This window comes from Pseudomonas sp. Z4-7, from assembly GCF_051131965.1.
In the GTDB taxonomy this organism is placed as follows: Bacteria; Pseudomonadota; Gammaproteobacteria; order Pseudomonadales; family Pseudomonadaceae; genus Aquipseudomonas.
Genome location: NZ_CP071642.1, coordinates 4,002,430 through 4,024,717, shown reverse-complemented (window position 1 = coordinate 4,024,717; position 22,288 = coordinate 4,002,430). Strand labels below are relative to the sequence as shown.

Here is a 22,288-nt window from a genome sequence, read left to right as displayed (position 1 = left end):
CCGGGCAGAAAAAACAAGACAAGCCCGGGGGGAAGCCCGGGGTAACTGTCTGTAGCTTAGCCTTTTGCCAGCAACCGGCGAAAGCTTTGCAGGGCCGTTCGCGCAAGTTCGCAACAATTGTTGTGCAGAGTGCTTCGGAGGCGAAATTGGCGGACCTTTTGAGGCCTCTTCTCAGGTAGAATGCGCGCCCGGTTTTTGGAGAAGCTCATGACCCTGCTCAAATTCAGCGATGTGTCCCTTGCTTTCGGCGCGATGCCGTTGTTGGACAAGGTGTCCTGGCAGATCGCCCGTGGAGAGCGGGTGTGCATCATCGGCCGCAACGGCACTGGCAAGTCCAGCATGATGAAGCTGGTCAAGGGCGACCAGAAGCCCGACGACGGCTCGGTCTGGCGCGCGCCAGGCCTGAAGATCGGCGAATTGCCCCAGGAACTGCCGGTAGCCGACGAGCGGACGGTATTCGATGTGGTCGCCGAAGGCCTGGACGGTGTCGGCGCGCTGTTGGCCGAATATCATCACCTGAGCCAGAACATCGTCACCGATGCCGACCTGGACAAGCTGATGCATGTCCAGCACGACCTCGAAGCCCGTGACGGTTGGCGCCTGCAGCAATTGGTCGACAGCACGCTGAGCCGCTTGCAACTGCCGGCCGACAAGACCCTGGCCGAGCTGTCCGGTGGCTGGCGTCGCCGCGTCCTGCTGGCCCAGGCCCTGGTGTCCGAACCCGACCTGCTGCTGCTCGACGAGCCGACCAACCACCTCGACATCGGCGCCATCGCCTGGCTTGAAGAGGCCCTCAAGGATTTCCAGGGCGCGGTGCTGTTCATCACTCACGACCGTTCCTTCCTGCAGAACCTGGCGACCCGCATCCTCGAACTGGATCGCGGCGGCCTGATCGACTGGAACGGCGACTACGCCAGTTTCCTGGTTCACAAGGAAGCAGTGCTGGCGGCGGAAGAAACCGCCAATGCGCTGTTCGACAAGCGCCTGGCCCAGGAAGAAGTCTGGATCCGCCAGGGCATCAAGGCCCGACGTACCCGTAACGAAGGGCGCGTACGCGCCCTGAAGGCCTTGCGCGTTGAGCGTAGCGAGCGACGCGAGCGCACCGGCAAGGCGAATATCCAGCTGGAAACCGCCGACAAGTCGGGCAAGCAGGTCATGGTGCTGGAGAACGTCAGCTTCGCCCACCCGGGTGGCCCGTTCCTGGTCAAGGACTTCTCCATGGTTCTGCAGCGCGGCGATCGGATCGGCCTGCTGGGCGCCAACGGTACCGGCAAGACGACCTTGCTCAAGCTGATGCTTGGCGGTCTGGTGCCGACCAGCGGCAAGGTGGAAGAGGGGACAAAAATCGATGTCGCCTATTTCGACCAGTTGCGCCACCAGTTGGATCTGGAAAAAACCGTGATCGACAACGTGGCCGAAGGTCGCGACTTCATCGATATCGACGGCCAGAGCCGCCACGTGTTGAGTTACCTCGGCGATTTCCTGTTCAGCCCGCAGCGCGCCCGTACCCCGGTGAAGGCGTTGTCGGGTGGCGAGCGCGCTCGTCTGTTGCTGGCCAAGCTGTTCAGCAAGCCGGCGAACCTGCTGGTGCTCGACGAGCCGACCAACGACCTGGACGTGGAAACCCTCGAACTGCTGGAAGAGGTGTTGCTGACCTTTAACGGCACCGTGCTGATGGTCAGCCACGACCGGGCCTTCCTCGACAACGTTGTCACCAGCACCCTGGTTTTCGAAGGCGAAGGGCTGGTTCGCGAGTACGTCGGAGGTTACCAGGACTGGCTGCGCCAGGGAGGCTCGCCACGTCTCCTGGGGGTGACCGAGAGCAAATCCGGCAAGGCCGACCTGAATTCGGCGGTCGTCAAGGCTGAGCCGGCTCCGGTTGCCGCCACTGCCGCGCCTGCCCCTGCGAAAAAGAAGCTCAGCTACAAACTGCAGCGTGAGCTGGAGGCATTGCCTGGCGATATCGAGGCGAAGGAGCAGCAGATTGCAGCGGTGGAGGCCGAGATGGCTGACGCCGGTTTCTACCAGCGACCCGCGGCCGAAACCGCCAAGGTGATTGCCCGCCTGGAGCAGTTGCAGGCCGAGCTGGATGCGCTGGTCGAGCGCTGGGCTGAGCTGGACGCCTGATCCGTTGACGTAAAAAATCCCGGCACTCAGCGATGAGTACCGGGATTTTTGTTCGAAACGCTTGCCCTTGTGGGAGCGAGCCTGCTCGCGAAAGCGGTGTATCAGGCGACTTGAACGTCGGCTGTCATGGCGCTTTCGCGAGCAGGCTCGCTCCCTCCGGTTTGCCGTTTACGAGCGCTTGACCAGGTGCACCGCCAGCACGTCGCATGGCGCGCCATGCAATACGTCGTTGGCAGTGGAGCCCAGCAGCAGCGCCAGGCCGTGGCGGCCATGGCTGCCGACAACGATCAGGTCGCAGCCCTGCTCCTTGGCCAGGTGATGAATCTCCTGGCGCGGTTGGCCGTAGGTCAGGTGACTGTTTTCCTTTTTTAATGCCGGGTATTTCACGATCAGTCGATCAAGGCGTTCCTTGGCCTGGTCAAATTGTTGCTGTTGCAACTGGGAAAGGTCCATTGGGACGTCGCCGCCGAAGGCCATGGCCATCGGCTCGACGATATGCACCAGCGACAGTTTGTTGTCCCGGCCTTCGCAGAGAGCGAGGGCTCGCTTGACGACAGGATCGCATTCTTCAGTAAGGTCGACGGCGACTAGGACGTGTTCGTAGTACATGAAAAGCACTCCAGAGAATGGCGATACGGTAAGTATGGCTGGTTTCAAGCGCATTGACGGCGATGCGGGTCAACGGGCTCATCAGAATTCGGGAGTACAGATATGACGGTCTGGATAGTGGTGTCAATCCTGTTGGTGGTATTGAGCCCCTTGGCATGGTTGCGGCCATCGCGTGTTCAGAGCGGTCGCATGGCCCTGCGCATGGAGGCGCGACGCCTCGGCCTGGCCATGCAACTGGCTTCCCAGGAGTGGCCCCATTGGCTCAGTCAGCCGCCGCCCAACCCTTGCGCTCAGTACCACCGGCCCCGACGTGGCAAGCAGCCGGCCCTCTGGAGCTACTGGCAGAGCGCCCCTGGCGTGTGGGTCAATCAGTGGCGCGAGCCCTGTCTGGACGAGTCGCTGCTGGCGCATTTCCACAAGCTGCCCGCCAACGTTTACAAAATCGAAGCCGACAAGCAGATGATCACCTTGTACTGGGGCGAAAAGGGCGAGGCGAGTGTTTTGCAGGATATATCCGCAGTGCTCAACGCATTGGCTTGAGGCGTAAAAAAGCCCGACAGATTCATCGGGCGGGTTGGCCAGGCAGGCCGGTAAACCATCTCCTCGGGGCGTTCATTCGAACGTCCTTTCTTCATTCGGCTCAAACGTCTTGTCACCAGCTTAGCCGGTTGAATACGGCGCGCTCGGAATTAGGGCGACTTTTCTAATTATTGATTCTATGAATGGCTGCCCATGCGGCGTCGTGTTGCGGATCCGCAGGGTACGGAAATGACCGTAAAGTCGCGTTCAAGCGCTTGTTTAGGGCGATTGACAATTGACGGAAATTCCGTGAAGGTGACGTACCCAAATCAAACGGGCGTATGAATTGAGCGTTTGTATTTTCAGAACGTTCCTACAGAACCCGACGATCGCGTTGGCGGGTGTGCCTGGCGGATTGGCGTAGCATCGACGGTAATGTCCATGCCGAACCAGCGGTCAGCGTTCAACGTGTACTGTTCAGCTTCCATATCGTGGAGATCAGTTGATGATTTACGAAGGTAAAGCCATCACGGTTAAGGCTCTTGAAAGTGGCATTGTCGAACTGAAGTTCGATCTCAAGGGTGAGTCCGTCAACAAGTTCAACCGTCTAACCCTGAACGAACTGCGTCAGGCCGTGGACACTATCAAGGCAGATGCTTCGATCAAGGGTGTGATCGTCAGCAGCGGCAAGGACGTGTTCATCGTCGGCGCCGACATCACCGAATTCGTCGACAACTTCAAGCTGCCCGATGCCGAACTGATCGCAGGCAACCTCGAAGCGAACCGTATCTTCAGCGATTTCGAAGACCTTGGCGTGCCAACGGTTGCGGCCATCAACGGCATCGCCCTGGGTGGCGGCCTGGAAATGTGCCTGGCGGCCGATTACCGTGTCATGTCCACCTCCGCCAAGATCGGCCTGCCGGAAGTCAAGCTGGGCATCTACCCGGGCTTCGGCGGTACCGTGCGCCTGCCGCGCCTGATCGGTGCCGACAATGCCATCGAGTGGATTGCCGCTGGCAAGGAAAACCGTGCCGAAGACGCGCTGAAAGTCGGCGCCGTGGATGCCGTGGTCGAACCTGGCAAGCTCCAGGAAGCGGCCCTTGAGACGATCAAGCGCGCCATCAGTGGCGAGTTCGACTACAAGGCCAAGCGCCAGCCGAAGCTGGAAAAGCTCAAGCTCAACGCCATTGAACAAATGATGGCCTTCGAAACCGCCAAGGGCTTCGTCGCCGGTCAGGCTGGCCCGAACTACCCGGCGCCGGTCGAAGCCATCAAGACCATCCAGAAAGCCGCGAATTTCGGTCGCGACAAGGCCCTGGAAATCGAGGCCGCCGGTTTCGTCAAGCTGGCCAAGACCTCGGCTGCGCAAAGCCTGATCGGCCTGTTCCTCAACGATCAGGAGCTGAAGAAAAAGGCCAAGGCCTACGACGAAATCGCTCGCGACGTGAAGCAGGCGGCTGTGTTGGGTGCTGGCATCATGGGCGGTGGTATCGCCTACCAGTCGGCGTCCAAGGGCACGCCGATCCTGATGAAAGACATCAACGAACATGGCATCGAACAAGGCCTGGCCGAAGCTGCCAAGCTGCTGGTCGGCCGTGTCGACAAAGGTCGCATGACCGCCGCGAAGATGGCCGAAGTGCTCAACGGCATTCGCCCGACGCTGTCCTATGGCGATTTCGGCCATGTCGACCTGGTGGTCGAAGCCGTTGTCGAGAATCCGAAGGTCAAGCAGGCGGTACTGGCTGAAGTCGAAGACAAGGTCAAGGAAGATACGATCCTTGCCTCCAACACCTCGACCATTTCCATCTCGCTGCTGGCCAAGGCCCTCAAGCGTCCGGAAAACTTCGTCGGCATGCACTTCTTCAACCCGGTGCACATGATGCCGCTGGTGGAAGTCATCCGTGGCGAGAAGTCCAGTGAGCAGGCGATCGCCACCACCGTGGCCTACGCGAAAAAAATGGGCAAGAACCCGATCGTGGTCAACGACTGCCCGGGCTTTCTGGTCAACCGCGTGCTGTTCCCGTATTTCGGCGGTTTCGCCAAGCTGGTCAGCGCCGGCGTGGACTTCGTGCGCATCGACAAGATCATGGAAAAATTCGGCTGGCCGATGGGCCCGGCGTACCTGATGGACGTGGTCGGCATCGACACCGGCCACCACGGTCGCGATGTCATGGCCGAAGGCTTCCCGGATCGTATGAAGGACGATCGCCGTTCGGCTGTCGACGTGCTCTATGAAGCCAAGCGCCTTGGCCAGAAGAACGGCAAGGGCTTCTACGCCTACGAGACCGACAAACGCGGCAAGCAGAAGAAAGTCGCCGATTCGTCGGTGCTGGAAGTGCTCAAGCCGATCGTCTACGAGCAACGCGAAGTCACCGACGAGGACATCATCAACTGGATGATGATCCCGCTGTGCCTGGAAACCGTGCGTTGCCTGGAAGACGGCATTGTCGAAACCGCCGCCGAAGCCGACATGGGTCTGGTCTACGGTATCGGTTTCCCTCCATTCCGTGGCGGTGCGCTGCGCTACATCGATTCGATCGGTGTCGCCGAGTTCGTTGCCCTGGCTGACCAGTACGCTGATCTGGGCGCGCTGTACCACCCGACCGCGAAGCTGCGTGAAATGGCCAAGAACGGCCAGCGTTTCTTCGGTTAAGCGCCCAACGACTAGAGCGAGAGAACATTTATGAGCTTGAATCCTAGAGACGTCGTGATTGTCGACTTCGGTCGTACGCCGATGGGCCGCTCCAAGGGCGGCATGCACCGCAACACCCGTGCCGAGGACATGTCGGCGCACCTGATCAGCAAGCTGCTGGAGCGCAACGCCAAGGTCGACCCCAACGAGGTCGAGGACGTGATCTGGGGCTGTGTGAACCAGACCCTGGAGCAGGGCTGGAACATCGCCCGCATGGCTTCGCTGATGACCCAGATCCCTCACACCGCGGCCGGCCAGACCGTCAGCCGCCTGTGCGGTTCGTCCATGAGCGCGCTGCACACCGCCGCCCAGGCGATCATGACCGGCAACGGTGATGTATTCGTCGTCGGCGGTGTCGAGCACATGGGCCACGTGAGCATGATGCACGGCGTCGATCCGAATCCGCACATGTCGCTGTACGCGGCAAAAGCTTCGGGCATGATGGGCCTGACCGCGGAAATGCTCGGCAAGATGCACGGCATCACCCGCGAGCAGCAGGACGCCTTTGGCGTGCGCTCCCACCAGCTCGCCCACAAGGCGACCGTGGAAGGCAAGTTCAAGGATGAAATCATCCCGATGCAGGGCTACGACGAGAACGGCTTCCTGAAGCTGTTCGACTACGACGAAACCATTCGTCCGGAAACCACCCTGGAAAGCCTGGCGGCCCTCAAGCCGGCCTTCAATCCGAAGGGCGGCACCGTGACAGCCGGTACTTCGTCGCAGATCACCGACGGTGCCTCGTGCATGATCGTGATGTCGGCCCAGCGTGCCCAGGACCTGGGTATCCAGCCGATGGCGGTGATTCGTTCGATGGCCGTCGCCGGTGTGGATCCCGCAATCATGGGCTATGGTCCAGTACCGGCCACGCAGAAAGCCTTGAAGCGCGCGGGCCTGAGCATCTCCGACATCGACTTCTTCGAGCTTAACGAAGCTTTCGCCGCACAGGCCCTGCCAGTGCTGAAAGATCTGAAAATACTCGACAAGATGAACGAGAAGGTTAACCTGCACGGCGGCGCCATCGCCCTGGGTCATCCGTTTGGCTGCTCCGGTGCGCGTATCTCCGGCACGCTGCTCAACGTCATGAAGCAGAACGGCGGCACTTTTGGAGTGTCCACCATGTGCATTGGCCTCGGCCAAGGCATCGCCACCGTCTTCGAGCGCATCTAAGCGTCACGTCGATGGAAGCCGGGGCCAAGTGCCCCGGTTTTTGTTTTTCTGGGTTTTCAACAAGAAAAATTTTGTTTTTATTTTGGAAAGATTCAGCGAGGGCCAAAGCATGCCGATACAACCTGGGCTCTACCAACATTACAAAGGCCCGCAGTACCGCGTATTCAGTATTGCGCGGCATTCCGAGACCGAGGAAGAAGTGGTCTTCTATCAAGCCCTGTATGGCGATTACGGCTTCTGGGTGCGTCCGTTGAGCATGTTCCAGGAGTCCGTCGAGGTTGACGGCGAACAGGTGCCACGCTTTGCTTTGGTGCAGGCCGAGGAGAGCATTTTTTCCAGGCCTTGAGGCCAACATGAGGGCGAGCCTGCCCTTGACCTCACCTTGCAGCCACTATATATAGCGGTGCCGCGTCAGGCGCCAACCGCCTTTCACTTTTTAGAATTCAGGAATTTTCTGATCCATGGGCAAATCGCTGGTCATTGTGGAATCCCCGGCTAAGGCCAAGACCATCAACAAGTATCTGGGCAACCAATACGTGGTGAAGTCGAGTATCGGCCATATCCGAGACCTGCCCACCAGCGGTTCGGCTAGCGCCAGCAAGGAGCCAGTCGCCAAGCGCGGCAAGGCTGCTGCCGGTGAAGCGCCGGCGCTGTCGCCGAAAGACAAGGCGCGCAAGCAGCTGGTCTCACGCATGGGGGTCGATCCGGAACACGGCTGGAAAGCCAAGTACGAGATCCTCCCGGGCAAGGAAAAGGTCATCGAAGAGCTGCGTCGGCTCGCCAAGGATGCCGACACCATCTATCTCGCGACGGACTTGGACCGCGAAGGGGAAGCCATTGCCTGGCACCTGCGCGAAGCCATTGGTGGGGATGACAGCCGCTACAAGCGCGTGGTGTTCAACGAAATTACCAAGAAGGCCATCCAGGAAGCCTTCTCCCAGCCGGGCGAGCTGGATATCGACCGGGTCAACGCCCAGCAGGCGCGGCGCTTCCTCGACCGCGTGGTGGGCTACATGGTCTCGCCGCTGCTGTGGGCCAAGATCGCCCGTGGCCTGTCGGCCGGGCGTGTGCAGTCGGTCGCCGTGAAGCTGGTGGTGGAGCGCGAGCGCGAGATCCGGGCGTTCATCCCTGAAGAGTACTGGGAAGTCCATGCCGACCTCGGCACGGCCAAGGGCGCGACTGTGCGCTTCGACGTGGCCCGCGAGAAGGGTGAAGCCTTCAAGCCGCTCAACGAAGCCCAGGCCATGGCTGCACTGGAGAAGCTCAAGGCTTCCAGCTACAGCATCGTCAAGCGCGAAGACAAGCCGACCAGCAGCAAGCCGTCGGCGCCGTTCATCACCTCCACGTTGCAGCAGGCCGCGAGCAATCGCCTGGGCTTTGGCGTGAAGAAAACCATGATGATGGCCCAACGTCTGTATGAAGCCGGCTACATCACCTATATGCGTACCGACTCGACCAACCTGTCGGCCGATGCTGTGACGATGGCGCGCACTTATATAGAAAGCGAGTTCGGCAAGAAGTACCTGCCGGAGACGCCGAACGTCTATAGCAGCAAGGAAGGCGCGCAGGAAGCTCACGAAGCGATTCGTCCGTCCGATGCCAATACCGAGCCAAGCAAGCTGTCGGGCATGGAGCGCGATGCCGAGCGTCTCTACGAGCTGATCTGGCGCCAGTTCCTGGCCTGCCAGATGCTGCCGGCGCAATACCTGTCGACCACGGTCAGCGTCGGTGCTGGCGACTTCGAGCTGCGCGCCAAGGGCCGCATCCTGAAGTTCGACGGTTACACCCGCGTCATGCCGCAAATCACCAAGCCTGGGGATGACGACGTCCTGCCGGACATGGCCCAGGGCGACGTGATGAAGCTGATCAAGCTTGATCCGACCCAGCACTTCACCAAGCCGCCGGCCCGTTACTCCGAAGCCAGCCTGGTCAAGGAAATGGAAAAGCGCGGCATCGGTCGTCCTTCGACCTACGCAGCCATCATTTCCACTATCCAGGATCGCGGCTATGTGGCGCTGCACAACCGTCGTTTCTATTCGGAAAAGATGGGTGACATCGTCACCGAGCGTCTGTCCGAGAGTTTCTCGAACCTGATGGACTACGGCTTCACCGCCGGTATGGAAGAGAACCTCGACGATGTGGCCCAGGGCGAGCGCGACTGGAAAAACGTCCTCGACGAGTTCTACGGCGACTTCAAGAAAAAACTCGAAGTGGCCGAAAGCCCTGACAGCGGCATGCGCGCCAACCAGCCGGTCATGACCGACATCCCATGCCTGACCTGCGGGCGTCCGATGCAAATCCGGACCGCTTCGACCGGCGTATTCCTCGGTTGCTCGGGCTACAGCCTGCCGCCCAAAGAACGCTGCAAAGCCACAGTCAACCTGGTGCCGGGCGACGAAATCGCCGCGGACGACGAGGGTGAATCGGAATCCCTGGTGCTGCGCGGCAAGCATCGCTGCCCGATCTGCAGCACGGCGATGGACGCCTACCTGCTGGATGAGAAGCGCAAGCTGCACATCTGCGGTAACAATCCGGACTGTGCCGGTTATGAGATCGAAGAGGGCACTTATCGCATCAAGGGCTACGAAGGCCCGAGCCTGGAGTGCGACAAGTGTGGCAGCGAGATGCAGCTCAAGACCGGTCGTTTCGGCAAGTTCTTCGGTTGCACCAACCCGACCTGCAAGAACACCCGCAAGCTACTCAAGAGTGGCGATGCGGCACCGCCAAAAATGGACCCGGTGAAGATGCCCGAGCTCAAGTGCGAGAAGGTCAATGACACCTACATCTTGCGCGATGGTGCATCCGGGCTGTTCCTGGCGGCGAGCCAGTTCCCGAAAAACCGTGAAACCCGTGCGCCGTTGGTAATGGAGATTGTCCCGCACAAGGACGAAATCGATCCTAAGTATCACTTCCTTTGCGATGCACCGCAGAAAGATCCGGACGGCCGCCCGGCGGTGATTCGCTACAGCCGTAAGACCAAAGAGCAATACGTGCAGACCGAGGTCGACGGCAAGCCTACCGGTTGGAAGGCGTTTTATGACGGCGGTAAGTGGACCGTCGAAGACAAGCGCTGATCGGCATGGCATGAGGGCCTTTGATGGCGAAGGAGCTTGCTCTCACTCGCCGAAGTGGTCGTCGTCTTACACTTCAGGCAAAAAAGGCCGCATGATAACCTATGGGTTTTCATGCGGCCTTGCTGTTTTTGGCTTGCAGTGGCCTCGGTTGATCCACGACACTGTCGCACCTGCGTGACGCTTTTATTTCGTTGGGGAGATGCCGCCATGGCCCACGAACTCTATACCCGCACCAATCAGAAAATTTATTTCGCCGGCCTTTCGCTTGAAGCGCTAGCGCGGGCGGAGGATGGGCGTGCAATGAATTCCCCTGCGCTGATCCAGGCGGGACGCGAATCAGCGTTGTTTCATCTGTACGGTGCGTTGTTGGGCCTGTGCCACGAAATTGCCGGTTTTTATCGCTTGCCCCAGGCGAATGCGTCACGGGCCGAGCTGGTATTGACTCGTGAGGTGCTGGAAACCATCGCAATTCCGGAGCTGGCCGAAATGGTCGAGCTGGCGCAGAACCCGGAAACCTGGCTGGCCAGATTGCTGGCGGCCCACCAGGCGCTGTTCCAGCCACCACGGGCCCCGCGCAAGCCCAAGGGCGACGTGACCCAGCCGCTGATCGTGGCGGTCAATCTTGACGAAGAAGAGCCAGAGCAAGAGCTGAATCGGGAAGAGTTGGAGAGCTGGCGGCAGAATCTCAAGAACCTGGCCATTCGCTTTCGCGAAGGGTTGAACGAGTGCTGAGTTCAGTTCGTCCCGTAACGTTCGCTAACGACGCTTGGTCAAGATCCCGAGCGAAGCCTGGCCGATGACTATATAATCCCCGCCTTTCGTGGAGAACAGACTTTTATGCCTACGTCCTTTCTAGAAATTGTCGAGCTTCCTGATGGCCGCATCGAGCTGCGCCGGGCCGAAGACGAGGGGTCTTTGGTTACCCTGAACTTCTCTGAGGACGCCAAGGTATTCCTGCAAGGTCAACACGTTGAGGTCGCCAAGGCGATGCTGAGCGTGGGTGTCCAGATGGCCGGCCGCCTGGTTGAAGGCGAATTTAACAAGGAAGAGGGGCCACGGGTTCTTCATTGATCCTGTTCGGCGACTTTTGACGGTCCGGTAGCTGTTCCGGCTTCTCTGCCCTGGAGAAGCCCTGCGTTTGTCTTAGCCCAATCGAATATTCAGGCTTTGTGCGTCCCCGGTGCGTGCGGCGCTGATCAACTGTTGGCGAGCTGTCGCGGTCAAGGGGTTGAGCCAGCTGACCACTGTATGACTGCGGCCCAGACGCAACGCTTCGCACGTCAATTGTTGGGCGCTCTGTGCGCCGCGCGGTTGCAATAGCAGGATCCGCTCACGATTAAGGCCGGCATCCCGCAACCAGGCTTGGGTAACGCTGGCGGGTGGCGCGATCAGCGTCAGCCAGCGAGCGTCCTGGTCCTGGCTCAGCTCTCGCAGAATCGGCGCAAGCAGGTTCAGGCAATTCCCGGCCGCACCACGCAACGACAATTCGCTGAAGGCCTCGGGTTCGACGCCCCAAGGCGATTCGATGACCTCTTTAAGCACTGGAACCAGCGGTTGGGCCATGAATGCCTCGAACAGCGGAAGCTGCGCGTGCTGTGGTGTGTGTGGGAATTGCATAAAGCCTCCTTTAGCGGCGAATGACGCCGACACTCAAGCCTTCGATGACCAGGTCCTGATCTTTCAGGTCCACTTCGATGGGGGCGAACTCAGGATTTTCGGCCATCAACCAGACCTTGCTGCCATCGCGCTTGAACCGCTTGACGGTGACTTCGTCGCCGATGCGCGCCACCACGACCTGACCGTTGCGAGCCTCACGGGTGGTGTGGACCGCCAGCAGATCGCCGTCGAAGATGCCGATATCCTTCATGCTCATGCCATGCACGCGAAGAAGGTAATCAGCCCGCGGGTGGAAGAACGAAGGGTTGATGTTGCAGGATTCCTCAACGTGCTGCTGGGCGAGGATCGGGGCACCAGCGGCTACACGACCGATGATCGGCAGGGTGGTTTCGTCAGCCTTGGCTTCGAAGCCCGGGATGCGAATGCCTCGCGAGGCACCGGGCGTCATCTCAATCGCGCCCTTGCGGGCCAATGCCTTGAGGTGTTCTTCCGCCGCGTTGGGCGACTTGAAGCCCAGTTCCTGAGCGATTTCCGCACGGGTCGGCGGGTAGCCATTGTCTTCGAGGCAACGTTTGATGAAGGCCAGAATCTCTGCTTGTCGTGGCGTCAGCTTTAGCATATCGATCGCTCTGTCTTTTTATACAGTGACTGGGATTATATACAGTGCGAGCCGCTTGGCAATGCCCCTTTTTTCGTGCGCCGCTCGACGGTCGTTTCGGCCGCTATGAAGGGCAGGGCTACAGCCCGGATGAAGGTGTGGTTAAATAGCTGACCGAGCGTTCGCAAAACGTCCCGGCAGGCTTGACAAGTCCAGGGCTGAAACGTATGTTTCAAACAAGTGTTTGTCAGGCGGAGTAGCCATGGCCCAGTCGGAAACCGTTGAACGCATTCTCGATGCTGCCGAGCAGTTGTTCGCGGAAAAAGGTTTTGCCGAAACCTCTTTGCGTCTGATCACCAGCAAGGCCGGGGTGAACCTGGCTGCGGTGAACTATCACTTCGGTTCCAAGAAGGCGCTGATCCAGGCGGTGTTCTCACGTTTCCTCGGGCCGTTCTGTATCAGCCTCGACCGTGAACTGGAACGTCGTCAGGCCAAGCCTGACGTCAAGCCCACCCTGGAAGAGCTGCTCGAGATCCTGGTCGAGCAGGCCCTCGTGGTCCAGCCACGCAGCGGCAATGATCTTTCCATCTTCATGCGCCTTTTGGGCCTGGCCTTCAGTCAAAGCCAGGGTCACCTGCGGCGCTACCTGGAAGACATGTACGGCAAAGTGTTCCGTCGCTACATGCTGCTGGTCAATGAAGCCGCGCCACGCATACCACCGATCGAACTGTTCTGGCGCGTGCACTTCATGCTTGGCGCCGCTGCGTTCAGCATGTCTGGGATCAAGGCGCTGCGGGCCATCGCGGAAACCGATTTCGGCGTGAATACATCCATCGAACAGGTCATGCGTCTGATGGTGCCATTCCTGGCCGCCGGCATGCGTGCCGAAAGCGGCGTCACCGATGAGGCAATGGCCGCAGCGCAACTGCGTCCTCGCAGCAAAACCGCCCCGGCGCTCGCCAAGGCGTAAGGTCACGGGTGGGCGCGGCTGCTTACATCCGCTAAGCTAGCCGCCCATGCCGATTCTCCCTTTGAGTTCGTATCAAATTTCATCGCCGATGCGCGACCTGCCAGGCCTGGAGCCTGGCGGCGTCATCGTGCATGCGTCGCCGTGCGCATCCATCGTTATTAAGGAATTGCTATGACTGCTGGCCTGCAAGGCTCGTTGATGGTGGACGTCGCCGGTACCTGGCTGACGGCCGAGGATCGCCATCTGTTGCGTCAGCCCGAAGTGGGCGGCTTGATCATCTTCGCTCGCAACATCGAGCATCCGCGCCAGGTGCGCGAGCTGAGTGCGGCGATCCGCGCCATTCGTCCCGACCTGTTGCTGGCGGTTGACCAGGAGGGTGGGCGTGTCCAGCGCCTGCGCCAAGGGTTCGTGCGTCTGCCGGCGATGCGGGCCGTTGCCGATAATCCGAATGCCGAATACCTGGCCGAACAATGCGGCTGGATCATGGCCACCGAAGTGCTGGCGGTCGGCCTCGATCTGAGTTTCGCCCCGGTGCTGGATCTTGATTATCAGCGCAGCGCCGTCGTCGGCACTCGTTCATTCGAGGGCGATCCCGAACGCGCCGCGTTGCTGGCCGGTGCCTTTATCCGGGGCATGAACGCCGCGGGAATGGCCGCCACAGGCAAGCATTTCCCGGGCCACGGCTGGGCCGAGGCGGATTCCCATGTGGCCATCCCCAATGATGAGCGCAGCCTGGAACAGATCCGCGCCAACGATCTGCTGCCGTTTGCCAGGCTGAGCAAGCAGCTTGCCGCCGTGATGCCGGCCCATGTGATCTATCCGCAGGTCGATGCCAGCCCGGCCGGGTTTTCCCGACGCTGGCTGCAGGACATCCTGCGGGGCGAGTTGCAGTTCGACGGGGTGATTTTCAGTGATGACCTGTCAATGGCCGGGGCCCATGTGGTGGGTGATGCCGCGAGTCGTATCGAGGCCGCATTGACGGCGGGTTGCGACATGGGCCTGGTGTGCAACGATCGCGCGGCCGCAGAGTTGGCATTGAGCGCCGCCCAACGCTTGAAGATCAAGCCATCAGCGCGGATCGCCCGCATGCGTGGCCAAGCCTTCGCCAGTACCGAGTATCGCCAGGATCCACGCTGGCTGACAGCGATCGGCGCATTAAAAGCCGCCCAACTGATCGATTAAGGACGTTTGTATGACCGTTTACGCAATTATCGGCGGCACAGGCCTGACCCAGCTGGAAGGCCTGACCATTCGCCAGTCCCTGGCGGTGGAAACACCCTATGGCGCGCCATCGGCCGACGTGCAGATTGGCGAATATGCCGGGCGTGAGGTGCTGTTCCTGGCCCGTCATGGCCATCCTCATCGTTTTCCGCCGCACCAGGTCAACTATCGCGCCAATCTCTGGGCACTGAAGCAGGCGGGTGCCGAGGCCATCCTGGCGGTCAACGCCGTGGGCGGGATCCACGCGGCGATGGGCACCGGACATTTCTGCGTGCCCCATCAGTTGATCGATTACACCAGTGGCCGCCAGCACACGTATTTTGCCGATGACCTGGAAGCGGTTACTCATATCGATTTCAGCTATCCCTACACGGAGTCGCTGCGCCAGAAGTTGATTGCCGCCCTGGCTGCCGAACGCTGCGGCTACAGCAGCCACGGTGTCTATGCCTGCACGCAGGGGCCGCGCCTGGAAACGGTGGCCGAAATTGCCCGCCTGGAGCGTGATGGCTGCGACATCGTCGGCATGACCGGCATGCCGGAAGCAGCATTGGCTCGCGAGCTGGAGCTGGACTACGCGTGCCTGGCCCTGGTGGTTAATCCCGCGGCAGGCAAATCCACGGCGGTGATTACCATGGCCGAGATCGAGCAGGCGCTGCATGACGGGATGGGGAAGGTGAAGTCGACCCTGGCGCGGGTGCTGGCGGCAGGCTGATCCGGTCATCTTGACGCAGGGTGGGAGCGAGCCTGCTCGCGAAGCGGTTAACCGTTGTTACGAGAGTGGCTGTGAAGTAGCCATCGCGAGCGGGCTCGCTCCCACAGGCATAAACGAACCTCAGCGCTTCTCCAGCTTATCCGGCAGCGGTGCGAACAACGCCTCGATGTCTTCGTTCTGCAGTTTCCAGTCCCCGGCCACGCGCCCATCCAGCACGCCGGCCGCGAGGTCGGATTTTTCCTTCTGCAGCAGTTGAATCTTTTCTTCCACGGTTCCCCGGGCTATCAGCTTGTAGACGAACACCGGCTTTTCCTGGCCGATGCGATAAGCGCGGTCGGTCGCCTGGTTTTCGGTGGCCGGGTTCCACCACGGGTCGTAGTGAATCACCGTGTCCGCTTCCGTCAGGTTCAGACCCACGCCGCCGGCCTTCAGGCTGATCAGGAAGATCTGACGCTTGCCGCTCTGGAATTCCTTCACCGGAGTGCGGCGGTCCCGGGTCTGGCCGGTCAGGATGGCGTATTCCACACCGCGCTTTTTCAGTTCGTCTTCGATCAGCGCCAGCATGGACGTGAACTGGGAAAACAGCAGCACCCGCCGACCTTCTTCAAACAACTCCTCGAGCATCTCCATCAGGCTGTCGAGCTTGCCCGAAGCACTGCCTCGGGCTGGCAGGGCGGCGTCGCTGATCAGGCGCAGGTCGCAGCACACCTGGCGCAGCTTGAGCAGCGCCTCGAGGATGATGATCTGGCTGCGCGCCACGCCTTTGCGGGTGATTTCGTCACGCACCTTCTTGTCCATCGCCAGGCGCATGGTTTCATAGACATCCCGTTGGGCGTCGCTGAGTTCGACCCAATGGATGATCTCGGTCTTGGGCGGCAATTCGGTTGCGACCTGTTCCTTGGTCCTGCGCAGCAGAAACGGTTTTATCCGACCGTTAAGGTGCTGCAATCGTACGGCGCTCCCGCGTTTTTCGATCGGCACGCGGTAGTCGCGGTTGAAATCCTTGATGTCGCCGAGCCAGCCCGGCAGCAGGAAATGAAACAGCGACCACAATTCACCCAGGTGATTTTCCAGCGGTGTCCCGGACAGGCACAACCGCTGTCGGGCATCGAGCTCACGGGCGGCCTGGGCGGCCTTGCTGGTGGGGTTCTTGATGTACTGGGCTTCATCCAGGATCAATACGTGCAGCGGTTGCGCTTTAAGGCGCTCGACATCCTTGGGCAGCAATGCATAGGTGGTCAGGATCAGGTCGTAATCGGCCAACCGCTCGAAATGTTTCTTGCGTCCGGCACCGTACAAGGCCAATACCTTGAGCTGCGGGGTGAAGTGGCTGGCTTCATCGAGCCAGTTGGGAATCAGGCTCGTCGGCATCACCACCATGCACGGCCTGTCGAGGCGGCCGGCGTTTTTTTCGCTGAGAATGTGCGCCAGGGTCTGTAGGGTTTTGCCCAGGCCCATGTCATCCGCGAGAATGCCGCCAACCTCCAGTTGTCGTAGCGATTGCATCCAGCTCAGGCCTTCGAGCTGATAGGGCCGCAGCGTTGCGTTCAAGCCTTCCGGTGCCGCCGCGGCGTAGTCCTTGATGTCGCGCAGCCGCTGGGCCAGGCCACGGATGTGTTCGCCCCCTTCCCAGCGCAGCGGCATGTCTTGCAGCGGGTTCAGGCGCAGGGCGTCCGCACTGTTCAGGCGCAGTTTGCTGGTGCCGGGTTCTTGCAGGTAAAACTCGCCGAGGGTCGCCAGCACCGGCTTCAGGCGTCCATAGGGCAGGGCGACTTGCTGCGGGCCGAATTCCGAATTGGGACGGTGCGGCAGGTTGACCAGGATGAGTTCGTCGTCGCGGCGCCGGGCCAGGCGTTCCGGGTTGAACAGCTCGATGTGCGAGCGCATCAGGTTCAGCAGGATCGGCAGCAGGCTCAAGCGCTCGCCGTTGACGATGATCCCCAGTTCCAGATCAAACCAGTCTCGCTCCGGAGTTTCCTCGACGCTGGCGTACCACTCGTCCACAGCCGTCAGGTCGAAGCCGAAGTCTTCGTCGATCTGCAGCTCCCAGCCTTGGTTGCGCAGTTTTGGCAGGTCATTGAGGGTAAAGGTCAACCAGGCACTGTCGTTGACCATCTCGTAAAGCTCGCCGGCGCTTTCCGGCAGCGCCTTGCTTTGCCGGGTGGCGACCTTGAAACCGAGGATTCGCAGTTGTTCGCGGTAGGACTGTTCCACATCGGTCTGGCGTTTGATTCGCAGCGTCTGGGTTTCCTGGCGAATCAGTACGTCGGTGTTGCGCTGGCCGCTGACGTATTCGTCCAGATAGCTGAAGGACAGGGCTGCGCGGTGCTGGATGTAGCGCTGCATCTTGCCGTTGCGTGGCTCGAAGGCGCTGAACTCGATACTCGCCAGCCACAGGCGCGGCACCGGTTGCACGTTGTCCACGAGCACCTGCGGCGGGGCCTTGGGGCTGCGGTTGTCGAGCACGGTCTGGAGTTTTTCCAGCAGATGCGCGTCTTTCTCGGCGGCTGGGTAGGCCAGGGTTTCCTGGACCTGCAACAAGACCGCCGCGCAATGTTTGCAGTTGATGCGCACCGGGCAGGAGCAGGCCGCTTCGAGCAGGATCAGCGTGCCCTTGGCTGACTCCTTGAGGCGAATGGTCTGACGATAGACGCTGCCGCCAGAGCCTTCGCAACTGGCGATGATGGTGCTGTCTCCGGTCTCGACGATCCTGGCGCGATTTTCCAGCGCATATCGGCGTCCGCGCTCCAGGCTTTGTTCCTTGAATCGATTGACCCAGGAGGGTGCCAGGGGTTTGCTCAGGGGCGAGGGCATAGGCGCGCCGGTCAGTCCGGAATCGCTTCGGGCGCCTGCCGTGGCGCGGGCGCGGTCAGCGAGGTGATCTTGATCAGCAGGCCGAGGTGACCGTTATCGAGGAAATTCAGCTGGCCGTTCTTGGTGTGGCTCTGTTGCTTGAGGCGTTCGCTGGCGGTGACCAGGCCATTGGCGTCGATCTGGTTGACCCAGAAGTCGGCGTCGACGTCAGTAAAGCGGCCCAGTTTCAGCTCCAGGGTGCCCTCGATGGGGAACTGGCCGAACTGTTCGGTGCCGTCGCTGACGGCGACCTTGCTGCCCTGTTCGCCCAGGTTCTGTTGCCAGGCCTTGTGCATCAGTACGCTGTATTGGCCGCTGGCGTTGAGTTTCTCGACGATGTTGCCCAATGCTGGCGTGCGCTGGCTGTCCGGAGGCAGGCGTTGTGCGCCGGCGTCCCAGTCTTCCGGCGCGGCGCGACTGATAATGGCCGGTTCGGCATTCTGGCGAACCAGGATCATTTCCACCTGATACAGGTCGTCGGCGAAGGCCAGGGGGGCGACCAGGGTCATCAACAACGTCAAGGAGCGAAACAGGCGCATTGGGCGTCCTTCAAGCAGTGGTCGGAGTGAGGCGCTCGAACAGCGCCTCCACGGTATTAAAACGCTCTTCCGGGCGTTCCATGGGCACCATGAACTTGAACATCGTGGCGCCTTCGAACTTGTAGCGTTTGGGCTGGCCCTGGATCAGCTTGATCAATACCAGCGGATCGACCGGCGTCTGGGCTTCGAATTCGATGCGGCCGCCGTTGGGCCCACCGTCGACTTTCTTGATGCCCAGCTGCTCGGCCTTGAGCTTGAGCAGCGTGGTGCGCACCAGGTTCTTGGTCGGCTCCGGCAGCAGCCCGAAGCGGTCGATCATCTCCACCTGCAAGTCCTTCAGGCCTTCCTCGTCGGTGGCCGAGGCGATGCGTTTGTAGAGAATCAGCCGGGCATGGACGTCTGGCAGGTAGTCTTCCGGGATCAGCGCCGGCACCCGCAGGTTGATCTCCGGCCCGCCGCCCAGGGGCTGGTCGAGGTTCGGTTGCTCGCCCTTGCGGATCGACTTGACCGCGCGCTCGAGCATTTCCATGTACAGCGTGAAGCCGACGGCCTGGATCTGGCCGCTCTGGCCGTCGCCGAGCAATTCGCCGGCACCACGGATTTCCAGGTCATTGGTGGCCAGCACGAAGCCGGCGCCGAGGTCCTGGGTGTTGGCGATGGCCTCCAGGCGCTTTTCCGCGTCTGGGGTGATCTGCTGGCGCGGCGGCGTCAGCAGGTAGGCATAGGCCTGGTGGTGGCTGCGGCCGACCCGGCCGCGCAACTGGTGCAACTGGGCCAGGCCGAACTTGTCGGCGCGCTCGATGATGATGGTGTTGGCGCTTGGCACGTCGATGCCGGTCTCGATGATTGTCGAGGCGATCAGCACGTTGAAACGCTTGTGATAAAAGTCGCTCATCACCTGTTCGAGTTCGCGCTCGCGCATCTGTCCGTGGCCGATGCCGATACGGGCTTCCGGCACCAGCTCGGCGAGGTCGGCGGCACATTTCTCGATGGTCTTCACGTCGTTGTGCAGGTAATAGACCTGGCCGCCACGCAGCAGCTCCCGCAGTAGCGCTTCCTTGACCGTGCTTTTGTTCTGCTCCATCACGAACGTACGCACCGACAGGCGACGGGCCGGCGGCGTGGCGATGATCGACAGGTCGCGCATGCCCGACACCGCCATGTTCAGCGTGCGCGGGATCGGCGTGGCGGTCAGGGTCAGGATGTCGACTTCGCTGCGCAGGGCCTTGAGCTGTTCTTTCTGGCGCACGCCGAAACGGTGCTCTTCGTCGATGATCACCAGCCCGAGGCTTTTGAATTTCACGTCGTCCTGGAGCAGTTTGTGCGTGCCGATGACGATGTCGATCTTGCCTTCGGCCAGGTCGGCCACGGCGGCATTCACTTCCTTGGTCGACTTGAAGCGGCTCATCACTTCCACGGTCACCGGCCAGTCGGCGAAGCGGTCGCGGAAACTGTTGTAGTGCTGCTGGGCGAGCAGGGTGGTCGGCACCAGTATCGCCACCTGCTTGCCGCCGTGCACGGCGATGAACGCGGCGCGCATCGCCACTTCGGTCTTGCCGAAGCCGACGTCGCCGCAGACCAATCGGTCCATCGGTTTGGGCGCGAGCATGTCGGCGCGCACGGCTTCGATGGTGGTCTGCTGGTCGACGGTTTCCTCGAACGGGAAGCCGGCGCTGAAGGTTTCGTAATCGGCTTTCGGGTCGGCGAACGCGTAGCCTTCGCGCGCGGCGCGACGGGCGTAGATGTCAAGCAATTCGGCGGCCACGTCGCGCACCTGTTCGGCGGCCTTGCGCTTGGCTTTCTGCCAGGTTTCCGAGCCCAGGCGATGCAGCGGCGCCAGCGCATCGTCGCTGCCGGTGTAGCGGGCGATCAGGTGCAGGTTCGCCACCGGCACATAGAGTTTGGCGCCCTCGGCGTATTCCAGAGTGAGGAATTCGGCGGCCTGGTTTTCGATCTCCAGGGTCGCCAGGCCCAGGTAGCGGCCCACGCCATGGTCGATGTGCACCACCGGCGCGCCCTCGCGCAGTTCGGTGAGGTTCTTGATGACCGCGTCGTTGGCAGCGTCGGCGCGCTTCTCGCGACGGCGACGCTGCATCACCCGCTGGCCGAACAACGGGCTCTCGGCGACCAGTGCCAGGGCGGGGTCATCCAGGACCAGCCCGTCATTGAGCGGCGCGATGGTGATTGCCAGGCGCTCCTTGCCAGCGACGAAATCCGGCCAGCTGTCGACAGTCTTCGGTCGCAGCTTCAGGCGTTCGAGCAGCTCCAGCAATACTTCGCGACGGCCGGCGGACTCGGCGGTGAACAGCACGCGGCCAGGGAATTGGTCGAGGAAACCGGCCAGGGCCGCCAACGGTTGCGTGGCCTTGGCTTCGATCGCCAGGTCCGGCAGCGGTCTGGCGGGGAAGCGTTCGCGACCGACGCCGGTTTCCACGTCCTGTTGGCTCGCCACCACGCGCGGCCAGCTCTTGAGGCGGGCGAAGCAGTCTTCAACCGGCAGGAACAACTCGGCGGGTGGCAATAGAGGACGGGACGGGTCGACACGCCGCTCTTCGTAGCGGTTGCGCACGTCATTCCAGAAGTTTTCCGCCGCTTGCTCGATGCCGGGCAGGGAAAATACCTGGGTATCCTGGGGCAGGTAATCGAACAGGGTGGAGGTTTCTTCAAAGAACAGCGGCAGGTAATACTCGATACCGGCCGGGGTAATGCCGCTGCTCAGGTCCTGGAAGATCGGGCAGCGCCGGAAGTCCACGTCGAAGCGTTCGCGAAACCGCGCCTTGAAACGCGTCACCGCGTCTTTCTGCAGGGGGAATTCCTTGGCCGGCAGCAGGCGGATCGACTGCACTTTGTCGATGGAACGCTGGTTTTCCGGATCAAAGGTGCGCAAGGTCTCGATCTCGTCATCGAACAGGTCGATGCGATAGGGCAGTTTGCTGCCCATCGGGAACAGGTCGATCAACGCGCCGCGGACCGTGAACTCGCCGTGCTCGTACACGGTATCGACGTAGCGATAGCCGCTGGCCTCAAGCCGGGTGCGCATTTGCTCGACGTCGAGCTTCTGGCCGATGTCCAGCACCAGGCTGCTGCCCAGCAGGAATTGGGTCGGCGCCAGGCGATGTAGGGCTGTGGTAATCGGCACTACCAAAACGCCATGACTGAGCTCCGGCAGCCGGTAAAGGCTGGCGATGCGCTGGGAAATGATGTCCTGGTGCGGCGAAAAAAGGTCGTAGGGCAGGGTTTCCCAGTCCGGGAAATGCAGCACTGGCAAATCCGGGGCGAAGAAAGCCAGCTCCTGTTCCAGCCGCTCGGCGCTTTGGCTGTCGGCGGACAGCAGCAGGGTAAAGCGCTTTGCAGCGCTGGCAGCCTCGGCGATGGCCAGGCTCAGGGCGGCACCGGGCAGGTTGCCCCAGTGCTGTTTACCTGCCGCGGCAGGGAGAAGCGGAAGACGCAGAACGGGCACGGAAGGTTGAGCTCCAGCGTTGCGACAAAGTCGACAATTGTAGCGGGGGAAGGGGGCTTCTGTCAGTCGCGGACTATGCTGCAGGAACGCAAAACCACGGCGCGACGGGCGCGCATTGCTCCGCCGATGA

At 61.1% G+C, this 22,288-nt stretch carries 17 protein-coding genes; 11 read left to right on the top strand and 6 right to left on the bottom strand.

Going from position 1 to position 22,288, the window contains the following annotated elements; translation table 11 throughout:
• The first annotated feature begins 207 nt into the window (after positions 1-207).
• Positions 208-2,127 carry an ATP-binding cassette domain-containing protein gene (locus J3P91_RS18080; protein WP_434601308.1) on the top strand — a complete coding sequence of 640 codons (1,920 nt, stop codon included), beginning with the start codon at positions 208-210 and terminating at the stop codon, positions 2,125-2,127.
• Between the two features lie 168 nt (positions 2,128-2,295).
• Here J3P91_RS18080 and J3P91_RS18075 read toward each other — a convergent pair whose 3' ends face one another.
• Positions 2,296-2,736: a universal stress protein gene (locus J3P91_RS18075; protein WP_305499988.1), complete on the bottom strand. Its 441-nt coding sequence runs from the start codon at positions 2,734-2,736 to the stop codon at positions 2,296-2,298.
• Between the two features lie 102 nt (positions 2,737-2,838).
• Between J3P91_RS18075 and J3P91_RS18070 the strand changes: the two genes are divergently transcribed.
• The 7 genes from J3P91_RS18070 to J3P91_RS18040 all read left to right on the top strand — a co-directional run bounded on the left by J3P91_RS18070 (position 2,839) and on the right by J3P91_RS18040 (position 11,259).
• Positions 2,839-3,276, top strand: coding sequence for a hypothetical protein (locus J3P91_RS18070; RefSeq protein WP_305499990.1), 438 nt, complete (start codon positions 2,839-2,841; stop codon positions 3,274-3,276).
• Positions 3,277-3,760: 484 nt separating this feature from the next.
• Entirely contained in the window at positions 3,761-5,908 is a 2,148-nt protein-coding gene (fadB, locus tag J3P91_RS18065; protein ID WP_434573018.1) for a fatty acid oxidation complex subunit alpha FadB, read from the top strand.
• 30 nt (positions 5,909-5,938) lie between these two features.
• Positions 5,939-7,114 (top strand): acetyl-CoA C-acyltransferase FadA, encoded by a 1,176-nt coding sequence (gene fadA, locus J3P91_RS18060; RefSeq protein WP_434601307.1) that lies wholly within the window; start codon positions 5,939-5,941, stop codon positions 7,112-7,114.
• A gap of 109 nt (positions 7,115-7,223) precedes the next feature.
• Positions 7,224-7,460 carry a DUF1653 domain-containing protein gene (locus J3P91_RS18055; protein ID WP_072389007.1) on the top strand — a complete coding sequence of 79 codons (237 nt, stop codon included), beginning with the start codon at positions 7,224-7,226 and terminating at the stop codon, positions 7,458-7,460.
• A 115-nt stretch (positions 7,461-7,575) separates the two neighbouring features.
• On the top strand, positions 7,576-10,188 hold the full coding sequence (topA, locus tag J3P91_RS18050; RefSeq protein WP_434601306.1) for a type I DNA topoisomerase: 2,613 nt from the start codon (positions 7,576-7,578) through the stop codon (positions 10,186-10,188).
• A gap of 207 nt (positions 10,189-10,395) precedes the next feature.
• A complete protein-coding gene (locus J3P91_RS18045) occupies positions 10,396-10,920 on the top strand; it encodes a DUF6586 family protein (protein WP_305499996.1) in 525 nt (174 codons plus the stop codon).
• A gap of 105 nt (positions 10,921-11,025) precedes the next feature.
• Positions 11,026-11,259 (top strand): hypothetical protein, encoded by a 234-nt coding sequence (locus tag J3P91_RS18040; RefSeq protein WP_003183419.1) that lies wholly within the window; start codon positions 11,026-11,028, stop codon positions 11,257-11,259.
• Positions 11,260-11,331: 72 nt separating this feature from the next.
• Here J3P91_RS18040 and sulA read toward each other — a convergent pair whose 3' ends face one another.
• Both sulA and lexA read right to left on the bottom strand, forming a co-directional pair.
• Positions 11,332-11,805 carry an SOS-induced cell division inhibitor SulA gene (gene sulA / locus J3P91_RS18035; RefSeq protein WP_434573025.1) on the bottom strand — a complete coding sequence of 158 codons (474 nt, stop codon included), beginning with the start codon at positions 11,803-11,805 and terminating at the stop codon, positions 11,332-11,334.
• A gap of 10 nt (positions 11,806-11,815) precedes the next feature.
• Entirely contained in the window at positions 11,816-12,424 is a 609-nt protein-coding gene (gene lexA / locus J3P91_RS18030; RefSeq protein ID WP_434573027.1) for a transcriptional repressor LexA, read from the bottom strand.
• 241 nt (positions 12,425-12,665) lie between these two features.
• On the opposite strand from lexA, the gene J3P91_RS18025 reads away from it, so the two are divergent.
• The 3 genes from J3P91_RS18025 (at position 12,666) to J3P91_RS18015 (ending at position 15,306) form a co-directional block, all read left to right on the top strand.
• Positions 12,666-13,373 carry a TetR family transcriptional regulator gene (locus tag J3P91_RS18025; RefSeq protein ID WP_434573029.1) on the top strand — a complete coding sequence of 236 codons (708 nt, stop codon included), beginning with the start codon at positions 12,666-12,668 and terminating at the stop codon, positions 13,371-13,373.
• 171 nt (positions 13,374-13,544) lie between these two features.
• Positions 13,545-14,555 carry a beta-N-acetylhexosaminidase gene (gene nagZ / locus J3P91_RS18020; protein WP_434573031.1) on the top strand — a complete coding sequence of 337 codons (1,011 nt, stop codon included), beginning with the start codon at positions 13,545-13,547 and terminating at the stop codon, positions 14,553-14,555.
• A gap of 10 nt (positions 14,556-14,565) precedes the next feature.
• A complete protein-coding gene (locus tag J3P91_RS18015; protein WP_434601305.1) occupies positions 14,566-15,306 on the top strand; it encodes an S-methyl-5'-thioinosine phosphorylase in 741 nt (246 codons plus the stop codon).
• 120 nt (positions 15,307-15,426) lie between these two features.
• On the opposite strand, the gene J3P91_RS18010 is transcribed toward J3P91_RS18015, so the two are convergent.
• The 3 genes from J3P91_RS18010 to mfd are packed head-to-tail and all read right to left on the bottom strand — an operon-like array spanning position 15,427 to position 22,158.
• On the bottom strand, positions 15,427-18,120 hold the full coding sequence (locus J3P91_RS18010; protein ID WP_434601304.1) for a DEAD/DEAH box helicase: 2,694 nt from the start codon (positions 18,118-18,120) through the stop codon (positions 15,427-15,429).
• An 11-nt stretch (positions 18,121-18,131) separates the two neighbouring features.
• Entirely contained in the window at positions 18,132-18,698 is a 567-nt protein-coding gene (locus J3P91_RS18005) for a CsiV family protein (RefSeq protein WP_434601303.1), read from the bottom strand.
• Positions 18,699-18,708: 10 nt separating this feature from the next.
• The gene (gene mfd / locus J3P91_RS18000; protein ID WP_434601302.1) at positions 18,709-22,158 is read right to left on the bottom strand and encodes a transcription-repair coupling factor; all 3,450 of its coding nucleotides are present in this window, start codon (positions 22,156-22,158) and stop codon (positions 18,709-18,711) included.
• Positions 22,159-22,288 lie beyond the last annotated feature (130 nt).